General features: G+C 70.4%; 21 protein-coding genes. 2 read left to right on the top strand and 19 right to left on the bottom strand.

Features of this window, described 5'->3' with window-relative positions; translation table 11 throughout:
- From KHC19_RS13680 to KHC19_RS13635, 10 genes are all read right to left on the bottom strand, one after another.
- Nucleotides 1-1143 (bottom strand): lyase family protein, encoded by a 1143-nt coding sequence (locus KHC19_RS13680; RefSeq protein ID WP_213352931.1) that lies wholly within the window; start codon nt 1141-1143, stop codon nt 1-3.
- Entirely contained in the window at nt 1140-1850 is a 711-nt protein-coding gene (pcaG, locus tag KHC19_RS13675; protein ID WP_213352930.1) for a protocatechuate 3,4-dioxygenase subunit alpha, read from the bottom strand. The genes KHC19_RS13680 and pcaG overlap by 4 nt, the downstream gene beginning before the upstream one ends.
- Complete coding sequence (gene pcaH / locus KHC19_RS13670) at nt 1840-2571, bottom strand: protocatechuate 3,4-dioxygenase subunit beta (protein WP_213352929.1); 732 nt, start codon at nt 2569-2571, stop codon at nt 1840-1842. The genes pcaG and pcaH overlap by 11 nt, the downstream gene beginning before the upstream one ends.
- Before the next feature lie 42 nt (nt 2572-2613).
- Nucleotides 2614-4518: a bifunctional sugar phosphate isomerase/epimerase/4-hydroxyphenylpyruvate dioxygenase family protein gene (locus tag KHC19_RS13665; RefSeq protein ID WP_213352928.1), complete on the bottom strand. Its 1905-nt coding sequence runs from the start codon at nt 4516-4518 to the stop codon at nt 2614-2616.
- A 12-nt stretch (nt 4519-4530) separates the two neighbouring features.
- Nucleotides 4531-5361: a shikimate dehydrogenase family protein gene (locus KHC19_RS13660; protein WP_213352927.1), complete on the bottom strand. Its 831-nt coding sequence runs from the start codon at nt 5359-5361 to the stop codon at nt 4531-4533.
- Between the two features lie 19 nt (nt 5362-5380).
- A complete protein-coding gene (locus tag KHC19_RS13655) occupies nt 5381-6421 on the bottom strand; it encodes a Gfo/Idh/MocA family protein (RefSeq protein WP_213352925.1) in 1041 nt (346 codons plus the stop codon).
- Nucleotides 6422-6444: 23 nt separating this feature from the next.
- Entirely contained in the window at nt 6445-7176 is a 732-nt protein-coding gene (locus KHC19_RS13650) for an amino acid ABC transporter ATP-binding protein (protein WP_213353071.1), read from the bottom strand.
- A gap of 65 nt (nt 7177-7241) precedes the next feature.
- The gene (locus KHC19_RS13645; protein WP_213352924.1) at nt 7242-8075 is read right to left on the bottom strand and encodes a transporter substrate-binding domain-containing protein; all 834 of its coding nucleotides are present in this window, start codon (nt 8073-8075) and stop codon (nt 7242-7244) included.
- 52 nt (nt 8076-8127) lie between these two features.
- Nucleotides 8128-8769: an amino acid ABC transporter permease gene (locus KHC19_RS13640; RefSeq protein ID WP_213352923.1), complete on the bottom strand. Its 642-nt coding sequence runs from the start codon at nt 8767-8769 to the stop codon at nt 8128-8130.
- Between the two features lie 7 nt (nt 8770-8776).
- Nucleotides 8777-9445 carry an amino acid ABC transporter permease gene (locus KHC19_RS13635; RefSeq protein ID WP_213352922.1) on the bottom strand — a complete coding sequence of 223 codons (669 nt, stop codon included), beginning with the start codon at nt 9443-9445 and terminating at the stop codon, nt 8777-8779.
- Nucleotides 9446-9683: 238 nt separating this feature from the next.
- Here KHC19_RS13635 and KHC19_RS13630 point away from each other — a divergent pair, with 238 nt between their 5' ends.
- Nucleotides 9684-10346: a TetR/AcrR family transcriptional regulator gene (locus KHC19_RS13630; RefSeq protein WP_213352921.1), complete on the top strand. Its 663-nt coding sequence runs from the start codon at nt 9684-9686 to the stop codon at nt 10344-10346.
- Nucleotides 10347-10370: 24 nt separating this feature from the next.
- On the opposite strand, the gene aroQ is transcribed toward KHC19_RS13630, so the two are convergent.
- The 4 genes from aroQ to KHC19_RS13610 are packed head-to-tail and all read right to left on the bottom strand — an operon-like array spanning nt 10371 to nt 13445.
- Entirely contained in the window at nt 10371-10808 is a 438-nt protein-coding gene (gene aroQ, locus KHC19_RS13625; protein WP_213352920.1) for a type II 3-dehydroquinate dehydratase, read from the bottom strand.
- A gap of 26 nt (nt 10809-10834) precedes the next feature.
- A complete protein-coding gene (pcaF, locus tag KHC19_RS13620; RefSeq protein ID WP_213352919.1) occupies nt 10835-12040 on the bottom strand; it encodes a 3-oxoadipyl-CoA thiolase in 1206 nt (401 codons plus the stop codon).
- Nucleotides 12041-12051: 11 nt separating this feature from the next.
- Nucleotides 12052-12741 (bottom strand): 3-oxoacid CoA-transferase subunit B, encoded by a 690-nt coding sequence (locus KHC19_RS13615; RefSeq protein WP_213352918.1) that lies wholly within the window; start codon nt 12739-12741, stop codon nt 12052-12054.
- A complete protein-coding gene (locus tag KHC19_RS13610; protein WP_213352916.1) occupies nt 12738-13445 on the bottom strand; it encodes a 3-oxoacid CoA-transferase subunit A in 708 nt (235 codons plus the stop codon). Before KHC19_RS13610 ends, KHC19_RS13615 begins: the two co-directional genes overlap by 4 nt.
- A gap of 134 nt (nt 13446-13579) precedes the next feature.
- Here KHC19_RS13610 and KHC19_RS13605 point away from each other — a divergent pair, with 134 nt between their 5' ends.
- Nucleotides 13580-14368, top strand: a complete 789-nt coding sequence (locus tag KHC19_RS13605) for an IclR family transcriptional regulator domain-containing protein (protein ID WP_213352915.1) — start codon at nt 13580-13582, stop codon at nt 14366-14368.
- Between the two features lie 42 nt (nt 14369-14410).
- Here the strand turns inward: KHC19_RS13605 and fhuF are convergent, their stop codons facing one another.
- From fhuF to KHC19_RS13580, 5 genes are all read right to left on the bottom strand, one after another.
- Entirely contained in the window at nt 14411-15112 is a 702-nt protein-coding gene (gene fhuF / locus KHC19_RS13600; protein WP_213352914.1) for a siderophore-iron reductase FhuF, read from the bottom strand.
- Nucleotides 15109-17079 (bottom strand): Fe(3+)-hydroxamate ABC transporter permease FhuB, encoded by a 1971-nt coding sequence (fhuB, locus tag KHC19_RS13595; protein ID WP_213352913.1) that lies wholly within the window; start codon nt 17077-17079, stop codon nt 15109-15111. The genes fhuF and fhuB overlap by 4 nt, the downstream gene beginning before the upstream one ends.
- Before the next feature lie 43 nt (nt 17080-17122).
- Complete coding sequence (locus KHC19_RS13590; RefSeq protein WP_213352912.1) at nt 17123-18025, bottom strand: ABC transporter substrate-binding protein; 903 nt, start codon at nt 18023-18025, stop codon at nt 17123-17125.
- Between the two features lie 5 nt (nt 18026-18030).
- A complete protein-coding gene (locus KHC19_RS13585; protein WP_213352911.1) occupies nt 18031-20484 on the bottom strand; it encodes a TonB-dependent siderophore receptor in 2454 nt (817 codons plus the stop codon).
- A 128-nt stretch (nt 20485-20612) separates the two neighbouring features.
- Nucleotides 20613-21542 carry a FecR family protein gene (locus tag KHC19_RS13580; RefSeq protein WP_213352910.1) on the bottom strand — a complete coding sequence of 310 codons (930 nt, stop codon included), beginning with the start codon at nt 21540-21542 and terminating at the stop codon, nt 20613-20615.
- Nucleotides 21543-21554 lie beyond the last annotated feature (12 nt).

Genomic DNA, 21554 nt, shown 5'->3' with positions numbered 1-21554 from the left:
CTATCCTTCCCCGCCATCGGACAGGAGTTGCGAGACCAGGGCCGCGCTCTCGCCGATATCCTCGCCGAGCCCGGCGGCATCGAGATTCCGGGCGATGGCGACAGGATCGATCGCGAGCCCCTGCGCCACCTCGGCCATCGCCGCCGCGCTGCCTGCCGCGAGGAGGAACAATTCCGCCAGCACCGGCCCTTCCGCCTGCCAGCCGCCGAGGCCGCGCTCGCCCTCGGCGGGCAGCCCGAACAGCACGCCGGCGACCAGGCCGGGGGCACGATGGCCGGCCGCCAGCGCGATCTGGCATCCCGTCGGGTTGCGCTTGTGCGCCATGGCCGAGGAGCCGCCGCGACCGGGAATGGACGGCTCGCGCGCTTCCTCGACGGCATTCTGCGACAGGAGCGAGACGTCGCGCGCCATCTTGCCGAGCGCCCCGATCAGGATGGCGACCGCCGCGGCTATTCCCGCCATGCCGTCGCGGCGGGCATGCCAGGGCGGGGCGTCCGCGAGGCCGAGCGCCCGTCCCAGCCGGGCGGCGACCGCGGCCCCCTTGCCGTCCAGCCCCTCGCGCGTGCCGGCGGCGCCACCGAATTGCAGCACGGCATGGCGGGCCACCTCCGCTTCGAGCCGGCGCGCGGCCCCGCGGATGCCGGCGTGCCAGTGCGCGATGCGCAGGCCGAAGCCGATGGGGCGGGCATCCTGCAGCAGGGTGCGGCCGAGGGCGGGCGTGGCGGCATGGCGTTCCGCCAGCCGGGCAAGGTCGGCCGCGAGAGCGTCGACGTCGCTCCGCAGCAGGGCCGCGGCGTCGCGGATCTGGCAGGACAGCACGGTGTCGGCGAGGTCCTGGCTGGTGGTACCCTTGTGCACGGCCGTCGCCTGGCGGGGCAGCGCTGCGCGCAGCCGCGCGACCAGCGGGATGGCCAAAGTGCCGGCGTGCCCGGCTTCGGCGGCGAGCGCTGCCGGATCGAGGACGATCGACGCGCACAAATCGGCAATGGCGGCGGCGTCCTCTGATGCGAGCAGCCCTTCGGCCGCCTCGGCCGCGGCCAGCGCCGCCTCGAAGGCCAGCGCATGGCGCAGCGTCGCGGCGTCGTCGAAGATCGCCAGCATGGCATCGGTGGTGGCGGGGCGGGTGCGCAGCAACTGGCTCATAGGTCGAAGAACACCGTTTCGTTCTCGCCCTGCAACACGATGTCGAGCCACCAGACGCCATCCGGCCGGCGGCGGGCGACGAGCGTCTGCCGGCGCTCCGACGGCACCAGTGCGAGGATGGGGTCGTCGGCATTGCCTTCCCCGTCCTCGAAATACAGGCGCGTCGCCAGCCGCTTGAGCAGGCCGCGCCCAAGCACTGACAGCGCGATGTGCGGCGCCTGCAGGGTGTTGCCGGGGCCGGGCACCCGGCCGGGGCGGATGGTGCGGAAGCGCCAGATGCCCTCCCGGCTGGTGGCGGCGCGGCCGAAGCCGATGAAATGCGGATCGAGCGGCACCTCCGCGCGGCCGTCCTCGGCGCTGGCGTAGCGGCCGGCGGCGTTGGCGTGCCAGATCTCGATCATGACGTCGTTCAGCGGGGCCCCGCTGCCGTCATAGACGCCGCCGGCGATCTCGATCACCTCGCCCAGCGGCCGCCCCGAGACGCCGGAGGAGGCGAGCTGGAAATGTTCCGGCGGCATCAGGTCGGCCCGCGCGCCCATCTCCGAGCGCTCGACGAGATCGGCGCCGCCCTTCCAGGGCAGGCCATAATGAAAGAACGGCCCCACCGTCTGCGACGGCGTCTGCCCGAACAGCGCCGGATCCTGGTTGTCGGCGCGGGCAGCCGCGTTGAGGGCGTCGAGGTCAGTGGTGTCGAGGTCAGTGGTCATGGTGATCCTCCTCGAACGGTGTCTGGTCGCGGCCCTTGAGCACGATGTCGAAACGATAGCCGAGCGCCCAGTTCGGCTCGGTGACGCCGATGTCGAAGCGGGCCACCAGGCGCTGGCGGTAGGGCATCGGCACGGCGTTGGCGATCGGGTCGATCTCGATCAGCGGGTCGTCGGGAAAATACATCTGCGTCACCAGCCTGGTGGCGAAGGCCGGCCCCAGCAGCGACAGATGGATATGCGCCGGGCGCCACGCATTCCTGTGGTTGCCCCACGGATAGGCGCCGGGCCGGATGGTGACGAAGCGGTAGCGTCCCTCCGCATCGGTGATCACCCGGCCGACGCCGGTGAAATTGGGGTCGAGCGGCGCCGGCCAGTCGTCCCGGGCATGGATGTAGCGGCCGGCGGCATTGGCCTGCCAGATCTCGACCACCGTATGCGGCACCGGGCGCCCGTCCTCGTCGAGGACGCGGCCGGTGACGACGATGCGCTGGCCCTGGGGAGCGCCGCGATGCTGGGCGGTGAGGTCCGCCATGGCGGGGCCCATCAGCCGGTCCCAGGCCTGTTCGGGGCCGGTGACTTCCGTCAGCGTCGCGGGGATGGCGAGCGGAGGAAGGCGCGGGCTGCGCAGCACGGTGGAGCGGTAGCCCGCATGCCGCGACGGCGGCGCTCCCGCATCCTCGCGGCGATAGGGAAGGATCAGTCGGCTGCTCACTTGGCTCATGGCACCACCTCCATCAAGCGGCCACGGATGGGACGGATCGGCTCACTGACCGGCGAAGGCCGGCGCGGCGAGCGCCTGCAGGTTGGCCTGCGCGGTCAGCCGGATGGCGGCATTGACGGCGCCATAGCCGGCATAGAGATCGCGCTGGACGATCTCGAAGAAGAAGCCGCCGCCGAGCGGCGCGGTGTAGGCGTGGCGGAACTCGCCGGTGGCGTCGCGGTCGTAGAGGATGTTCAGCGCCCTGAGCTCGTCCAGCTGGGCCGCCGCGAGATCGGAGCGGGCCTCCAGGTCGTCGTAATAGTTCTCGGGGATGGGCAGCATCGCCATCCCGTTCGCCACCAGCCGCCGCACGGTGGCGGCGATGTCGTGCGTCACGAAGGCGATGTGCTGGACGCCGGAGCCGAACAGCTCGTTGACGAAGCGGGCGGAGAGGGTGCGGTGGCTCTGCGAGCCGTTGAGGATGAGGCGCAGCCCGTGGCCGGCATCGTCGACCGGCCCGCTCTCGACGACCTGGCTCTGCACCACGCCGCCGGGGTCCATCACCGCCTGGCTCGGCGACTTACGGGTGTCGAACAGCGAGGAATAGAACAGCAGCCAGGTGAGCATCTCCTCGTACTGCATGCTTTGCGAGACGTGATCGACCCCGAGCAGCCCGGCGCCGAGGACGTCTTCCCCCGTCGGCTCGAAATCCACCACGGCCCAGCGGCCGAGCGCCGAGGCGCGGTCGAGGAAATAGACGAGGCTGCCGCCGACGCCGCGCACGGCGGGAATGTCGAGTTCGCCGGGACCGATGGCCCCGGCATGCGGCACGTCGAGCAGGGCGCGGGCGCGCTGCACTGCCTCGCGGGCATCCGGCACGCGCAGGGCGAGCGCGCAGACCGAGGTGCCGTGGGTGATCTGGTAGCTGTGGGCGAAGCCCTCCGCATCGCTGTTGAGCACGAGGCGGATGTCGCCCTGGCTCCAGAGATCGACATCCTTCGACCGGTGCCGGCCGATGCGGCCGAAGCCGAAGGCGCGCAGCAGCGTCTCCAGTCCCGGGCGCTCTGCCTCGGAGACGGCGAACTCGATGAATTCCACCGCCTCGACCGGCCGCGGCAAGGGCATCGGCACTGCGCCGGGCACCGGCCGGCCCAGCCGGCGCACGGTCTCGTCGAGCAGCCAGATCAGCGAGCGGTGCCCGTCGAGCGCCACCGAGCGGGCCGAACCGGCACGGAAGCGGTCGTTGAAGATCTCCAGCGACAGGACGCCGTCATAGCCGGTGGTGGCCAGCACATCCATGAAGCCGGCGAGATCGAGGTCGCCCTGTCCCGGCAGGCAGCGCCAGTGCCGGCTCCAGGACAGCGGGTCGAGCTGGAGCAGGGGCGCATCCGCCATCTGCACCATGGCGATGCGGTCGCGCGGGATGGTGCCGATGGTCGAGAGCTCGAGCCGGCGCGCCAGGATGTGGAAGCTGTCGAGCACGAGGCCCACCTCGGGGCGACCCGCCCGGCGGACGATCTCCCAGGCGTCGCGGTAGTCATAGACATGCCGGCCCCAGGCCAGCGCCTCGTAGCCGACGCGCAGGCCGCGCCGGCCGGCCCGCTCGCCGAGCTCGACGAAGTCGGCGACCAGCCGGTCGATGCCGCTCCGGGCTTCGGGCGAGACGTTGGAGCAGACGAAGAGCAGGTCGCTCCCGAGTTCCTGCAAAAGGTCGAACTTGCGCTCCGCCCGGTCGAAGGTCCGCTGCCGTCGTGCCTCCGGCATGCCCTCGAAATCGCGGAAGGGCTGGCAGGTGACGATGGCGAGGCCGAGATCGCCGCAGATCCGGCGTACCTCGGCGGGCGAGCCGGGAAAGGCGATCAGGTCGTTCTCGAAGATCTCCACCGCGGTGAAGCCGGCCGCCGCGATGGCCTCCAGCTTCTCCACGAGGGTGCCCGACAGGCAGACGGTGGCGATGGACGGGATCATGTCACGCTCCTTTCAGCCAAGGCGCGCGACGGCGCGCAGGTCGTCCGACGTGGTGGATGGCAAGCCGAAGAATTCGAGATAGGCGGGGATCTGCTCGAACAGCATGTCGGTGCCGATCTGGAAGCCGCAGCCGCGCTCGCGCGCCGCCGCCAGGAACGGCGTGATCTCCTGCGCCAGCACCACCTCGCCGACATAGGCGGACGGCGAGAGGCGGGTGACGTCGACCGGCAGCGGATCGCCCGGCCGCATGCCGAGCGGGGTGGCGTTGACGACGAGGTCGTAGCCGGCGGGATCGTTCGATCCGGTGGCGACCCGCAGAGCGGGATAGTGCTGCACCAGCCGCCGGCCGAGGCCTTCCGCCGCCTGCGCGTCGCTGTCGAACAGGCCGATCTCGGCAAGGCCGGCCCTGGCGAGCGAGGCGGCGATGGCCGAGCCGACGCCGCCGGCGCCGATGACGAGCCCGCGGGCGCCGGCGGCCTCGCGGCCCTTGCGCCGCAGACCGCGCACGAAGCCCTCGCCGTCGAACAGGTCGCCGACGAGCCGGCCGTCCCGCTCCCGCCGGACCGCGTTGCAGGCGCCGGCGATGGCGGCGGTGGGCGAGGCCTCGTCCACCAGCGCCAGCGTGATCACCTTGTGCGGCATGGTGACGAGCGTGCCGAGCGCGTTGGACAGCTGGAAGAACAGCTTGAGGAAGGCGGGGTAGTGCTCGCTTCGGCAGCCCATGGGCACCACGAGGGCATCGATGCCCTCGCGCTCGAAATAGGGATTGTAGATCATCGGCGACTTGAAGCTCTCGGTCGGAAAACCGAGATGGCCGATGAGCTTGGTGGTGCCGGTGATCATGTCGCGTCTCGATTCCCCGTCAGGCCGCGAGCGCGACGGTGCCGCCGCCGCGCGTCGCATGCCCGATCGCCTCGATCACCCTGAGCGTCGCCAGCCCTTCGCGGCCGGACACCAGCGGTGTCTCCTCCCCGCGGATGACGGCTGCGAAGTGCCGGACCTGCCGCCGCAGCGGATCCTCCGCCACCACGGGAAGCCGCTGGCGGTCCAGCGGCTCCCACCAGCTGCGCAGGGAGGGATAACTCCAGACATCGAGCTGCGGCACGCTGAGGGACCCGTGCGTGCCGGCGATCTGGCAGCAGCTCTCGTCGTCCTGTCGCGGATAGGCCGGGTTCTCGCCGCTCGTCATCTCCCAGCTCCACGGCGCCGCGGCCGTATCCGAGACGCTGAGCGTGCCGAGGGCGCCATTGGCAAAACGCAGCAGCACCGCCGCGCTGTCCTCGACCGCATGGCCGCGCACCGCGTTCGACATCCGCGCCTGCACGTCGAGGATCTCCCCGCCGAGATGGCGGAACAGGTCGATGTCGTGGATGAGATTGACGAGGATCGGACCGGCGCCCTCCTGGCGGCGCCATGCCACGTCGAAATACGCGTCCGGCTTGATCAGCCAGCACTGGCCGGACAGCATCACCAGCCGGCCGAGACGGCCGCTCTCGATCACCTCCCGCGCCTTGCGGATGATCGGATTGTGGCGCCGGTGATGACCCACCAGCAGCGGCACACGCGCCGCCTCCGCCGCCTCCACCAGCTGTCGCGCGCCGGCGACGCTGTCGGCGATCGGCTTCTCCACCAGCACAGGGATGCCGGCGGCCACCAGCTCCAGCGCATTCTCGACATGCAGGCGGTTCGGCGTGGCGACGATGACGCCGTCCGGCCGCTCCGCCGCCGGCAGGGCGGCGAAGGCCGGATAACCGGGCACGCCGGCCCGTGCCGCCGCCTCCCGGCCCGCCGGCGCCGGGTCGATGACCGCCGACAGCCGGGTCTCCGGCGCGGCGCGCACCTGCGCGATATGGCGCTGGCCGATCAGTCCCGCCCCCATCACGGCTATGCGCAGCGGCTGCATGGTCGTCACTCCGCTTTCGCCCCTCAGTGCGGGCGCAGGATCTCGCCAAGGAACTTGCGCGTGCGCTCGTGGCGCGGCTGCGTGAAGAAGGTGTCGGGCGGCGCCTCCTCGACGATGCTGCCCTCGGCCATGAAGATGACCCGGTCGGCGACCTGCCGCGCGAAGCCCATCTCGTGGGTGACGCAGATCATCGTCATCCCTTCCCCGGCCAGCGCGATCATGGTGTCCAGCACCTCCTTGACCATTTCGGGATCCAGGGCGGAGGTCGGCTCGTCGAACAGCATCACGCTCGGCCGCATGCACAGGGCCCGGGCGATGGCGACGCGCTGCTGCTGGCCGCCGGAGAGCTGCGCGGGATATTTGTCGGCCTGCTCGAGGATCCGCACGCGCTCGAGCAGGCCGCGCGCGGTCGCCTCGGCCTCGCGGCGCCCCAGCTTCAGTGCCCGCATCGGCGCCAGCATGCAGTTTTCCAGCACGGTCATGTGCGGGAACAGGTTGAAGTGCTGGAACACCATGCCGACCTCGCGGCGTACCGCCTCGATGCTGCGGCCGTCGTCGCCGAGGCGGGTGCCGCCGACGCGGATCTCTCCCTTCTGGTAGGCCTCCAGATGGTTGATGCAGCGGATCAGCGTCGACTTGCCGGACCCCGACGGCCCGCACAGGACGATCCTTTCGCCCCGCCGGACCGTGAGGTTGATGTCGGCCAGCGCCCTGAACCCGCCATACCATTTCTCGACCGCGGCCATGACGATCATGGGCTCCGTCGTGGCCGCGCCGGCGAGGACTGCATGCTTCGTCATGGCCCGGGCTCCCGCTCGCGTCAGCTTGCCGAGAACGGCACGCCGTCGAGGCTGTCGGGGAACTGGTGCACCGGCACCTTCATCCACTTGTCGTAGAGCTTCTGCAGCTCGCCATCGGCCTTGATCCTGTCGATGAAGGCGTTGATCGAGGCGTTGAGCTCCTTCTCGCCGAGGCGGGTGCAGGCGCCGTTGTAGAGCTTCTGGAACTCCAGCTTGTTCTCGAACTCGCCCGGGCGCGCCTGCTCGACGCGCTGCAGGTAGAAGATGTTGCCGCCCAGCGCCTGCACCTGGCCCGACGCCAGCGCCTGGATGCTCGGCGCGTCGCCGTCATAGCGGCGGATGACGGTGCCGGCGGGGGCGTTCTTCGTCACCTGCGTATCCTGGGCGGCTCCCTTGGCGACGCCGATCGAGAGCTTGGCCATGTCGGCATTGGTCTTCACCTCGACCGACTTCGGCGCGATCAGCACGATGGCATTGGCGACATAGGGCTTGCTGAACTGCACCGCCTTGGCGCGCTCCGGCAGCATCGCCATGGTGGCGAACAGCACGTCGACGCGGCCGGAAGTCAGGGCCGGGATGCGGTTGTTCACCTCCAGCGGCATGAATTCCACCTCCACGCCCAGCTGCTTGGCGTAGAGCCGGGCGATGTCGGCGTCGAAGCCGTCCTGCTTGCCGTCGCTGGTCACGAAGCCCCAGGGCGGGTTGTCGCCCTGGATGCCGACGATGATCTTGCCCCGCGCCTTGATCTCCTCCGGGGTGATGGCGGCGGCGGGACGGCCGGCGAGCGCGGGCAGCGCCAGCGCCGCGACGAGGGCCGCCAGAGCGAGGCGGCGGGTGGGCGTGATGCGGATCATGTTTCTCTCCCTTTGATCGGTGGCGTTCTTCGTTTCTTCCGGGATTGCGCCGTCAGCGCGTGGCGACGGCGAAACGACGCTCCAGATGCGAGCCGTAGAGCGACAGCGGCCAGCACATCAGGAAGTAGAGGATGCCGACGACCCCGAAGACGAGGAGCGGCTGGAAGATCTGGTTCGACACGATGTTGCCGGCCCGTGCGAGCTCGGTGAAACCGACGATGGAGGCGAGCGAGGTGCCCTTTATGAGCTGCACCAGGAAGCCGATGGTCGCCGGCAGCGAGATGCGGATCGCCTGCGGCAGCACCACGTCCTTCATGCGGGCCGCATAGCCGAGGTTGAGGGCGCTGGCGGCCTCGGTCTGGCCGCGCGGCACCGCCTCGATGGAGCCGCGCCAGATCTCGCCGAGATAGGCGCTGGCATGCAGCGTGAAGCCGATGGAGACCGCCACCCAGGCGCTCAAGTGCAGGCCGCCCAGCGCCAGCCCGTAATAGACGACGAAGAGCTGCATCAGCAGCGGCGTGCCCTGGAACAGGGCGATGTATCCCCCGGTCAGGCGCTCCAGCGCGCGGACGCCCGATGTCCGCATGAGCGCGATGGCCAGCCCGCCGGCCGAGCCGCACAGGAAGCCGATCGCCGACAAGGCGAGCGTCCATTTCAGGCCGGTGAGGAGGAACAGGAACTCGCCGACGCCCATTTTCTCCTCACTTGACCGGATAGCTGAAGAAGCGGGCGGAGATCGTCGAGAAGAAGCTCATCATCAGCCAGGAAATGCCGAGATAGAGCAGGGTGATGGTCCCGAAGACCTCGAAGCTGCGGAAGCTCTCGGATTCGATGCGCTGCGCCACCGAGGTCAGCTCGAAGGCTGAGATCGCCGAGGCGACGCTGGTGGTGAGGGTGAGCAGGATGAACTGGCTGGCCAGCGAGGGGAAAACCGCCCGCAGCGCCGGTTTCAGCACGATCAGCCGGAACACCAGGCCCTTGTGCAGCCCCAGCGCCAGGCCCGCCTCGACCTGGCCGCGGCTGATCGACTGCACCCCGCCGCGGATGATCTCGATGGCGTAGGCGCCGCCATTGATGCCGAGGGCGAGGATGGCGGTCGGGGTCGGGTCGAGCCGCATGCCGGCCAGCGGCAGCGCGAAATAGATGAAGTAGATCTGCACCAGGAACGGCGTGTTGCGGATCAGCTCGACGAAGCCTTTCACCGCCCAGCGCACCGCCTTGTAGCGGGAATCGCGCAGCACCACCCCGCCAATGCCGATGACGATGGCGATCGCCATCCCGCCCAGTGCCAGCAGCAGGGTGCCGAGGCAGCCGACAAGCAGATCCGGCAGCCCGTCAAGGACGGGGGTGAAATCGAGCACGTAGTTCATGGCGTTTCCTCGACAGCCGACCTTCTGCGGGTCGGTCCGCTTTCATCGTCCCGGCGCCTCTGCGGGCGGCTCGGCAGGCACGGAGCCGCGCAGGACCGCGCGACGGGGCGGCGCGACTTGCACGATGTTTTCGGCGGGTGGTAAATTGTACCAGTTGGTTCATTTGGTCAAGCGGAATGGACCGGACGGTACATTTCGACCGGCCGCCGCGCTTGCCCGCGTTCCTCTTGGTGTTGCGATGGAAAAGACAGACACGGCGCCGCGGCCCGACCGGAAATCGCCTTCCTGGACGCAGGATCCCGAAGGCGTCCGGCGCAGCATCCTCGAGGCCGCGCGCATCGAGTTCGTCGAGCACGGGCTGAGCGGGGCACGGGTCGACGAGATCGCCGCCAAGACGGCGACCAGCAAGCGGATGATCTATTATTACTTCGGCGACAAGGAGGGGCTGTACCGCGCCGTCATCGAGGAGATGTACGACCGCATCCGCCGTTTCGAGCGCGGCCTCGACCTCGGCGCGCTGCCGCCGGACGAGGCGATGGCGAAGCTCGCCGGCTTCACCTTCGACTACCACGCCGACAATCCCGATTTCGTGCGCATGGTGATGATCGAGAACATCCACCATGCCCGCCATCTCGCCACATCGACCAAGATCGCCACGCTCAACCTGTCGATCATCGACGTGATCCGGGAGATCTACGAGGGCGGCGTCGCCGCCGGCCTGTTCCGGCCGGGCCTCGAGGCGCTCGACATCCACCTGACCATCAGCGCGCTCAGCTTCTACAACGTGTCGAACCGCGCGAGCATCCGCCAGGTCTTCGGCCACGACATGGGGGCGCCGGACATCCTGCCGCAACGCCGGCAGACGGCGATCGACACGGTGATGCGGATGCTGCGTCATTGACCTCGCTCCCGCCGGATCGCGCGCTCAACCCGCCATGCCGGCCATCGCCTCGATGGCCAGCTCGTAGCCTTTGGCGCCGAAGCCGATGACGATGCCCGTCACCACCGGCGAGATCAGCGATTTGTGGTAGACGCTCTCGCGCGCATGCACGTTGGAGATGTGCAGCTCTATCTTGGGGCCGTCGAACATCTTCAGCGCGTCCATGAGCGCCACCGAGGTGAAGGTGTAGCCCGCCGGATTGATGACGATGCCGCAGGCTTCCCCGCGTGCCTGCTGCACGCTTTCGACCAGCTCGCCCTCGAAATTGGTCTGGCGGAACTCGACCTCGAAGCCCAGCGCGCCGGCCTTGGCGGCGCAGCGCTCCGCGATCTGCGCCAGGGTCGTGGTGCCGTAGATGGCCGGCTCGCGCTGGCCGAGGAGGTTGAGGTTCGGGCCGTTCAACACGTAGATGCGGCGTTCCATCCTGGTCTCCCCTGTTTGGTGCGTCGCTAGATCCGTTCCAGCGCCATCGCGATGCCCTGGCCGACGCCGATGCACATGGCGGCGAGCGCCAGGCGCCCTCCCGCAAGGCCGAGCTCCAGCGCCGCGGTGCCGGCGAGGCGCGCGCCCGACATGCCGAGCGGATGGCCGAGCGCGATGGCGCCGCCATTGCGGTTCACGCGCGGATCGTCGTCGGCGAGGCCGAGGAGGCGCAGCGTGGCGAGGGCCTGCGCGGCGAAGGCCTCGTTGAGCTCGACGACGTCGAACTGGTCGGGCGTCAGGCCGAGCCGGTCCAGCAGCCTGCGACTCGCCGGCGCCGGGCCGATGCCCATCACGCGCGGCGCGACGCCGGCGGTCGCTCCGCCGAGGACGCGGGCGATCGGCGTGAGCCCGTGCGCCCTGGCCGCTGCTTCCGAGGCGAGGATGAGCGCTGCCGCCCCGTCATTGACGCCGGAGGCGTTGCCGGCGGTGACGGTGGCGCCCGCTCCGGCATTGATCGGCTTCAGCGTCGCCAGCGCCTCGAGGCTGGTGGCGCGCGGATGCTCGTCGCGCTCGACCGTGAGGGGGGTGCCCTTTTTCGGCGGCAGCACCACCGGGGCGATCTCCCGCGCCAGCCGGCCGCTCGCCTGCGCCGCCTCCGCCCTTTGCTGGCTGCGCAGCGCGAAGGCGTCCTGGTCCTCGCGCGAGATGCCATAATCGATGGCGACGTTGTCGCCGGTCTCCGGCATGGAATTGACGCCGTATTGCGCCTTCATCAGCGGGTTGACGAAGCGCCAGCCGATGGTGGTGTCGTGGATCTCCGCGCTGCGCGGGAAGGCGCTCTCCGCCTTGGGCAGTACGAAGGGCGCGCGGCTCATGCTCTCGACGCCGCCGGCGACGACGAGTTCCGCCTCGCCGGCCTTGATCGCGCGCGCCGCGGTGAGCACGGCGTCCATGCCCGAGCCGCACAGCCGGTTGATGGTGGTGCCGGGCACGCTCGCCGGGAACCCGGCGAGCAGGGCGGACATGCGCGCGACGTTGCGATTGTCCTCCCCGGCCTGGTTGGCGCAGCCGAAGACCACGTCGTCCACCGCCTCCCAATCGAGAGTGGCGTGCTTCGCCATCAGCGCTCGGAGCGGAACGACGCCGAGATCATCGGCGCGGACGCAGGCGAGCGCGCCGCCGAAGCGGCCGATGGGGGTGCGCAGATAATCGCAGATGAAGGCCTCGGCCATGCGCGGCTACCTCACAGCTCGGGTACGACGAGATCGCCCACCGGGCCGTCGACATGCAGCCGGGCGCCGGTGATCGCCTGCAGCGCGTCGAAGGACAGGCCCGGGTGCTTCTCGCGCAGGACGAAGCGCCCTCCGGCGATGTCGACCACGGCATGGCTGGTATAGATGCGGGTGACGCAGGCGACGCCGGTGAGCGGAAAGCTGCAACGCTCCACGAGCTTCGGCTCGCCGGTCCTCGTCAGGTGCTCGGTGACGACGAAGACCTGCCGGGCGCCATGCACCAGGTCCATCGCGCCGCCCACCGCCGGCACGCCGCTGTCGCCGACCCGCCAATTGGCGAGGTCGCCATTCTCGGACACCTGGTAGGCGCCGAGGATCGCGACGTCGAGATGGCCGCCGCGCACCATGGCGAAGCTGTCGGCGTGGTGGAAGAAGGCGGCGCCCGGCTTCAGCGTCACCGCCTTCTTGCCGGCATTGATCAGGTTCCAGTCCTCCGCGCCCGGCGCGGGAGGGGCGCCGAAATTGAGGATGCCGTTCTCGGTGTGGAAGATCGCCTCGCGGCCGGGCGGCTGATAGCGCGCCACCATTTCCGGGAAGCCGATGCCGAGGTTCACATAGGCGCCGTCGGCGATGTCCTGCGCCGCCCGCCAGGCGATCTGGGCGTTGGAAAGCCTGCGATCCGGCTGGGTCTCGATGCTCATGCGTAGCGTGCCTCGGCCCTGACCAGCTCTTCCTCCTGACGGGGAGCGGCGACCTCGACCACCCGGTCCACGAAGATGCCGGGAGTGACGACGGCCTCGGGATCGATGCCACCGGCCGGGACGAGATGCGACACCTGGACGATGGTGGTGGTCGCCGCCATGCACATGAGCGGGCCGAAATTGCGCGCCGCCTTGTCATAGGTGAGGTTGCCCAGGGGGTCGCCGCGATGTGCCTTCACCAGCGCGAAATCGGCCTTGAGCCAGCGTTCCCGGACATAGGGGCGGCCGTCGAACTCGGCGATCGCCTTGCCGTCGGCGAGCTCGGTTCCGTAGGCGGTGGGGGTGTAGAAGGCGGGAATGCCGGCCCCGCCGGCGCGAATGCGCTCGGCGAGCGTGCCCTGCGGCACCAGTTCGAGCGCGATCTCGCCCGCCAGAAATTTCTGCGTGAAGGCACGCGGATCGGAAGAGCGCGGGAAGGAGCAGATCATCCTGGCGACCAGCCCGGCATCGATCAGCGCCGCGAGGCCGATCCGCCCGGTGCCGGCATTGTTGCTGATGACGGTGAGATCCCGCGGCCGGCGGTCGATCAGCGCGTGGATCAGCTCGATCGGCGCGCCGGAGCCGCCGAAGCCGCCGATCATCACGCTGGCACCGCTTTCGATGCCGGACACCGCCTCCGCGAGGCTTCGCACCCGCTTATCCACGACGTCGCTCCCTGGAGCCGGCGCCCTCATTGTTCCGGGGCGCCTGCTGCAAGGGATAGAAGCCGCGGGGATCGACAGCAAGATATTTGTGCGTTATTTGATATTTGTTCATATACCGCACAATGGAGATGGCGATGAAGCAGACTGATTTCGTCGGTGGCTTCGCCAAGGGGCTGCAGGTCATCGAGGCCTTCGACGCCGCGTCTCCCCAGATGACGATCACCCGCCTCTCCGAGGCCACCGGGCTCGACAGGGCGACCACGCGGCGCTGCCTGCTCACGCTGGTCGAGCTGGGCTATGCCCGCCATGACGGCAAGCATTTCGAGCTGACACCGAAGATCCTGCGGCTCGGGCATGCCTATCTGGCGGCGACGCCGCTGCCGCGGCTGATCCAGCCGCATCTCGACGCGCTTTCCGAGGAGGTGCGCCAGAGCGCCTCGGCCAGCGTGCTGGAGGGAACCGAGATTCTCTATATCGCCCGCGCGGCGCAGAAGCGGGTGATGTCGATCAATTTGACGCCCGGTTCGCGGCTTCCGGCCTGGTGCGCCTCCATGGGCCGGGTGCTGCTGGCCTCGCTGCCGGAGGCGGAGGCGCATGCGCTGCTGCAACGCTCGCAGCTGCAGCCTTTCACCCCGTTCACGCTGACCACCGAGGAGGCCGTCATGGCCGAATGCCGGCGCGTGCGCGAGCAAGGCTACGCCGTCGTCGACCAGGAGCTCGAACTGGGGCTTTGCTCCATCGCCGTGCCGCTCGCCGACATAAGCGGGCGCGTGGTGGCGGCGCTCAATATCGGCGCCTCGGCCGCGCAGGTCGCGGCGGCGGAGATGCCCGGGCTCTATCTTCCGACGATGCGGCGGATTCAGGCGGCGCTGCGCCCGTTGCTGCGCCCGGCCGACCCGCGCGCCGGGATCCAGGGCGTCTGAGCTGCCCATGCCCGGTTCCGCCTCGTTGTCGGGCCGGCTGCGCTACCGCTCGAGCGGGCAGGTCTTGCAATAGGCGAGCGCCGGGATGAGGTAGCGGATGCAGCAGACGCGGCGCAGCCGGGTGCCGTCCGCCATGTAGCGGACTGGCTCGAACAGCGGATTGGCGTCGCCCTCGGCGAAGCGCCGGCCGGCCAGCAACTCCCGCCCATGCCTGACGCCGGGATGTTCGTCGCCGAGAAGCTCTGCGCAGCGCTCGACCACCGTCTCGATCAGGTTGCCGGCATTGCTCCACAGCACCCGGCGGCTCAGCCCGCTGGCCCGCGCGAGACTGTCGACGACGAGCGGCAGATGCGCGTCGACGAGAAAGCCGAAGCGCTGCCTCGCCTGTGCCGCCGGCTGCGCCGCACCGGCGTGCGGCAGCGAGAAGGCGGCGATTCCGCCTTGCCCGTCCAGCACGACGCCGAGCCGCTCCGGCGCCAGCGGCAGCCGCCAGTCGGCGGCGATCGCCGCCACCATCGCCGGCACCGCGAGCCGGGTGAAATACAGTTTCGACCATTGCGAGGCCACCGCCCGCGGCTCCGGCTCGGCATAGCGCGCGGCGAAGCGGGCGAGTTCGGCGGCGAGGCGATCGGCGGCGAGGAGGGCGGCGAGGCTGTCGCGCGGTGCCGTGCCGTCATCGACGAACAGCGTCGCGCCGATCTCCTCCAGCGGCCCGCGGAACAGAGGCGCCAGCTCCGGGATCATCGCCGCCCCATCATCAGCCCGTAGCCGAGCGCGCCGAGCACGGTGACGACCAGCCCGGCCGGCGCGTCCCAGGGAAAGGCCAGCGTGCGGGCCAGGAGATCGGCAAGCATCATCAGCGTGGCGCCGCCGAGCAGGGCGCCGAGGGTTTCGGCAAGGGGCGTCGCGAGGCCGGCGCGGCGGGCGAGGTGCGGCGCCAGCAGGCCGATGAAGCTGACGGGTCCGACGATGAGCGTCGCGCCGGCGGTCAGCGCCGCGGTCAGCACCACCAGCACAAAGCGGGCGCGGCCCACGCCGAGCCCCGCCGCGCCGGCCGTGGCCGCGCCGAGCGGCAGCAGCATGAGCCAGCGATGCAGCAGCGGCAGCGCCGCGGCGGCGAGCGCCAGCATTGCGAGGGCGAGGAGCGCATCGGCGGGGCGCACGGCATAGGTCGAGCCGGACAGCCAGCCGAGCAGCCGCGCCAGCCGGGGATCGCCGAACACCATGGCGACCGACAGCACCGAGCCGGCCAGCGCGCTCACGGCGACGCCGGTGAGCAGCAGCCGCTCGGGCGCCAGGCCGGAGCGGCCGGCGAGGCGCAGGCACAGCGCCATCATGGCGAGCGCGCCGAGACCGGCGAGCAGCATCGCCTCGTTGCGCCCCATCGGTGGCAGCAAAAGGACCGCCGGGATCATGATGAGCGCGGCACCGGAGGAGACGCCGGTGAGCTCCGGGCTGGCCAGCGGATTGCCGGTGAGCCGCTGCATCAGGCAACCGGCCACGGCGAGCATGCCCCCGGCGGCGCCTGCCGCGGCGAGGCGGGGCCAGCGCCAGGGGAGCAGCTCCCACCAGTCGGCGCCCGTGGCGAGGGTGAAACCTTCCGGCAGCCGGCCGACCGAGAGGCCAAGCAGCGTTGCCAGCGCCAGCGCGACGGCGGCCAGCACCAGCACGCGGCCGCCATGGCGGCGGCGATGCGCCGTCGGCGGTAGCGCCGTGCGCGAGGCCGTGGCGCGCGGCAGGCGGCCGAGCAGCACGACGAGCAGCGGCGCCCCGAGCAGGGCGGTCACCGTCCCGGCGGGAATGTCGATGGCGCCGGACAGCAGCAGCGTCGTCTGGTCGGTGACGAGCAGCAGCCCGGCCGAGAGCAGCGGGGCGGCGAGCAGGTACTGGCCCGGACGCCGGGCGCCCGACAGGTCGGCCAGCGCCGCGCCGGCGAGGCCGACGAAGCCGAGAATGCCGAGCTCGGCGCAGACCAGCGCCGCCGGCAACAGCGCCAGCGCGATCACCGCGAGCCGCAACAAGGCCGGCGACAGGCCGAGAGCCCGCATCGCCTCGTCGCCGAGCTCGAGCAGGGCCAACGGCCGGCGCAACAGCAGCGCGCCGGCGCCGGCGGCGAGCACGGCGAGCGCCAACAGGCGCGCACCCGCCCAATTGTCCTGTGTGAGCGAGCCGGCCTGCCAGACCAGCAATTCGCCGATTTCCTCGAAATGCACGAGGATGACGAGGCTGGTGAAGGCATCGAGGCAGAGCGACAGCACGAGGCCGTTGAGGACCAGCCGCAGCGGCGCCAGCCCCGCGCGGGCGGAGAGCAGCAGCGTGATGCCGATGGCAAGGCCGGCGCCCGCCAGGGCCGGCAGGAAGAAGCCGGCGGCAAAGCCCGGCAGCCAGACCAGCGTCGCGGCGCTGCTGGCGCGGGCGGCCGCGAAGACGCCGAGCGTCCCGGCTTCCGCCAGCGGATTGTTGAGCGCCTGGCGCAGCAGCACCGCGCTCAGGCCGAGCAGCAGGCCGGCGCACAGCGCCGCCACCAGCCGGGGAAGCAGGGTGTAGTGAATGCGGACGGTCGCCAGATCGTCGAGGTCCGGTTCGTGCCAGATGGACGGCCAGTGCTCGACGCCGATGCGGGACAGATTGACGGCGAACAGGGCGGCTCCCGCGGCGAGAAGCAGCAGCGCCAGCGGCAGGCCGGGGCGGCGCGGGGCTGCCCGCGCCACGCCCGCGCCAGTCGCCGCGCTCGCTCTTCCCGCCATCGCGCCGTCAGCCATGGTCGAGGGGCGCGAGGCTGGATGTGAGCGCAAGTGCGAGCCGGGTGGCCGAGCGCGGGCCGCCATTGGGGTAGACCACCGGGGTACGCACCACGCGGCCCGCCCGAACCGCCGGCAGCGCCTGCCACACCGGGCTCTGCGCCAGCCGGGCGAGCGCGGCGTCGGTTTCCGGGCCGCGGTCGAAATGCACGATCACCGCCTCCGGGCGCTCGGCAAGCCGCATGAGCGGGGCGTTGGTCACACCAAAGGCGTTGACGCGGCCGGCATAGGCATTGGCGAGGCCGAGGCGGGCCAGCGTGTCGCCGATCATGCCGTTGCCGCCGAACAGGGCGAGGTTGCGGCCGTCGCGATTGAACCGGCAGACATAGACCGGGCGCGGATAGCCGCCGAGGGCGCTGCGCCCCGTCGCCAGCGCCGCCTCGCACGCCTCGATGGCGGCATCGGCGCGCGACGGCGCCGCCACCAGCGCCGCCACGACGCGCAGCAGTTCCTCGCCATGCGCGACGGCGGGCTTTCCGCCGGCCAGCACCGGGACCGGCGCCAGCGGCGCGATGCGGGCGAGGTTCTCCAGCCCCGCCGCCTGCCAGTCGGCGACGACGATGCGGTCGGGGGCGAGGGTCCGCAGATATTCGAGGTTGGGTTCGGCGAGCGGGCCGAGGTCCTTCACCTCCGCCGGCAGCACCGGATCGGCGACGAGCCGCCGGTAGAGCGCGACATTCGGCGTGGCCAGCGGCACGACGCCGAGCGTGAGCATGAGCTCGGTGATCAGCAGATCCATGCTGACGAACCGCGGCGCGGCGCCCGCTCGCGCCGGCGCGCCGGCAAGCAGCAGCGGCGAGGCGAGCGCCGCGGCGAGCAGCGCGCGCCGGCCAATGGCACCGTCCGCCACCGGCATCCGCCTCACCATTTATAGGTGAGCGTGGCGATCACCGTCGCCGGCTCGCCATAGCGGCAGCCATCCGTGGAGACGCAGGTGTAGTACTGCTTGTCGAAGAGGTTGTTGGCGTTCACCTTCAGCGTGGTGCCGGCGAGCTTCGGGTTGTAGGCGCCGAGATCGACGCTCGCCATGGCGTCGACCAGCGTATAGGCCGGCACGTCGAAGTCGCTGTCGGTGAGGTAGGTGGTGCCGATATAGCGTACGCCGGCGCCGATCTTCACCCCGCGCAGGCCGAGATCGTCGAGCGCGTAATTGGCCCAGAAGGAGGCGGCGTTGCGCGGCACCAGCGCCACCTGCTGGCCGATCTCGGTGGGATCGGCGCTCTCGGTGACGGTGGCGTCGGTGTAGCTGTAGGCGGCGATCAGCTCCAGCCGGCCGACCTCGCCGCGGGCCTCGAACTCGAAGCCGCGCGAATGCACCTCGCCCTGCTGGTAGGAATAGCCCAGCGCGTCATAGGTCACGACATTGGTCTGCTTGATGTCGTAGACGGCGGCGCTGAGCAGCAGGTTCTGCCCGGCCGGCTGGTAGCGCACCCCCGCCTCGTATTGCAGGCCCTTGCTGGGTTCGAGCGCATCGCCGGTGGCGTAGTTGAGCCCGGCCTGCGGCTGGAAGGACTGGCTGACGCTGACATAGGGCGCGAGGCCGCTGTCGAAGAGATAGACGAGGCCGGCGCGGCCGGTGAAGGCGCTGTCGTCCTGGGTGGTCTCGACGCCGGTCTGGTAGCTGGTGGTGCTGCTGTCCGCCCAGTCGTTGCGGCCGCCGACCAGCAGCACCCAGTGATCGCCGAACTTGATCTGGTCCTGGATGAAGACGCCGTACTGGCTGGCCAGCGTGTCGGAACCGCGATCTATCGCATAGTTGACGTTCGGTCCGCCGATGGAGACCCCGGTATCGAGGTCGAGCAGGCTGTAGGAGCTGGCGCGGTAGCGGTGGGTGTCGTAGGAGCGCAGATAATAGTCGAAGCCGGCGAGCACGGTGTGCCCGGCGCCGAGCGCGTCGAAAGTGAACTCCAGCGAATTCGCCGAGGTCACGCCGTAGGAGCTGTCGTCGCGGGCCTGGGCGAGGCGTGCCAGCAGACCGCCGGTCGCGGCCAGCGGCGCGAGGTTGCCGATCATGTAGTCCCAGTTCACGTCGGCGGCGTAGTAGCGGTTGTTGCTGCGGAAGACGATGCCGTTGTCGAAGCGGTGCTCGAACAGCGCCGCCGTGGTGTAGACGTCGCCCTGGTAGGTATCGAACCCCTCTATGCCGAGAAAGGCGTTGCGGGGGATGTTGCCGGTGCTGACATCGTCATATTGCAGCGGGGTGGCGAAGCGGGTGTTGACGTGCTGGTAGCTCGCCAGCAGCGTCAGCGAGGTGTCCTCGTCCGGCTTCCAGGTGAGGGCCGGCGCGATGTAGACCTTGTCGTCCGGCGTGTCCTCGACCCAGTTCTCGCCGTCGCGATAAAGGCCGGTGAGGCGGTAGGTCAGCGTGCCGTCCTCGTTGAGCTTGCCGCCGAAATCCGCCGAGACCTGCGTGGTGTCATAGGTGCCGTATTCGAGATTGACCTCGCGCAGGGTCTCCTCGGTGGGGCGCTTGGAAATGGCGTTGACCACGCCGCCCGGGGTCATCTGGCCGTAGAGGATCGAGGCCGGGCCGCGCAGCACCTCGACGCGCTCCAGCCCGTAGGGTTCCTGGCCGCCGCCATAGACGTTGGACTGGAACTGCATGCCGTCGCGCAGCATGCCGCTCGCGCCGTCGGCGATGTTGAAGCCGCGCAGCATCAGGTCGTCGACCATGCGGGAGAAGGCGCCGGACTGGGCGACGACGCCGGGTGTGTAGAGCAGCGTGTCGGTCAGCGAGGTGGCGTTCTGGTCCTTGATCTGGTCGGCCGTCACCACGCTGATCGACTGCGGCGTCTCGAGGATCGGCGTGGCGACGCCGGTGGCGGAGGAGGTGGTGGTGGCGAGATAGCCGTCCACCGGGCCGAACGGGTTCTGCTGGCCTTCCACCTGGATGGTGCCGAGCTCGATGGCGCCGTCCGGCGAGGACCCGGTCGCGGCCGCCGGGGCGGTGATGGTGAGCGTGTTGCCGCTGATGCGGTAGGCGAGCCCCGAGCCGGCCAGCAGCTGGTTCAGCGCCTCGGCATGGGTGAGGGAGCCGCGGACGCCCGGCGAGTTCTTGCCGCGCACCAGGCCGGCATCGAAGAAAAGCTGCAGGCCGGCGGCGTGCGAGAAGGCGATCAGCGCCCGCGACAGCGGCTGGGCGGGAATGTCGAAATTCGTCCGCGCGGCGACTGCCGCTCCCTGGGCGCGAGCCGGCGTCACCGTCAGCGGAACGGCGATCAGCGCGCTGCTCATCATCAGCGACACCAGCAGCGCGGACCTTGCCCGCCGTCCGGCCCGCACGACGCCCGCCGAACCGTCTGCCGTTCTCCTCATGTCGCCTCGCCGCATCGACCGTGCCCCTGTTCTCGCCCGTCCGCGAAGGGCGCGTCGCACGTCCTTCACAGGGTCAGACACCCGAGGCGGGCGATCCGATGAGCGGCGGGCAAAAATTTTCTCGCGGCTCAGCGGCCATAGACGACGGCGATGAGGCCGCCATCGATCACCCTCACCGGCAGGGTCGCCGCGATGGTGGCGAGGGCGGCGTCGACATTGGTGGTCTCGAACACCGCCGTCACCGGCATGGCGCCGACGCTCCGGTCCATCAGCACGATGCGTCCGTGCCGGTAGCGCTCGAGCTCGCGCAGCACGGTGTCGAGCGGCACATCCTCGAACACGATGCGGTCCTGCCGCCACGCCTGCACCACCGCGGTGTCGACCTCGACCGGCCGGGCGAGGCCGGCGGGGCCGTAGCTCACCTGCCAGCCGGCCTCCAGCGTCACCGGCAGGGCGTCTCCCACCGTCACCGAAACGGCATGCTCGACGACCGTGACGGCGACGGAATCGTCGAGGAGCTTCACGTCGAAGGCGGTGCCGAGCGCGCGGGTGCTTCCGTTTTCCGCCTCCACGACGAAGGGGCGTGCGGCATCCGGGGCCACCTGGAAGAAGCCTTCTCCCTCGACGAGCACCACGCGCCGCCGATCGGCGGAGAAATCCACCGCCAAGGCCGAGGAACTGCCGAGCTCGACCCGGCTGCCGTCGCCCAGCATGAAGCTGCGCCGTTCCGCCGTGCCGGTGCGGTAGGTGGCGAACAGCCGGTCGCGATTGAGCGCGACATAGGCCACCGGCGCCGCGACGAGCGTCGCCAGCCCGCCGAGCAGCACGTCCCGGCGCCCGAGGCGTCCCGCCCGGCGCAGCCGGCGATATTCCGGCTCGACGATGTCGAAGCGGTCCCAGAGCGACTGCGCCCGTTCGAAGGCGGCGGGGTGCGCCGGATCGGCAGCCAGCCAGGTGGCGAAGGCACGCCGTTCCTGGGCGCCGACCTTGTCGTCCCGCATGCGGACGAACCAATCCAGCGCTTCCATGGTGACGGGGTCGGTCGAACGGTCGCTCATCGGCGTCGCGGG

The sequence above is a fragment of the Ancylobacter oerskovii genome, assembly GCF_018390555.1.
Taxonomy (GTDB): Bacteria; Pseudomonadota; Alphaproteobacteria; order Rhizobiales; family Xanthobacteraceae; genus Ancylobacter; species Ancylobacter oerskovii.
The sequence above is the reverse complement of the archived record's forward strand: the minus strand, read 5'-3'. Positions and strand labels throughout refer to the sequence as shown.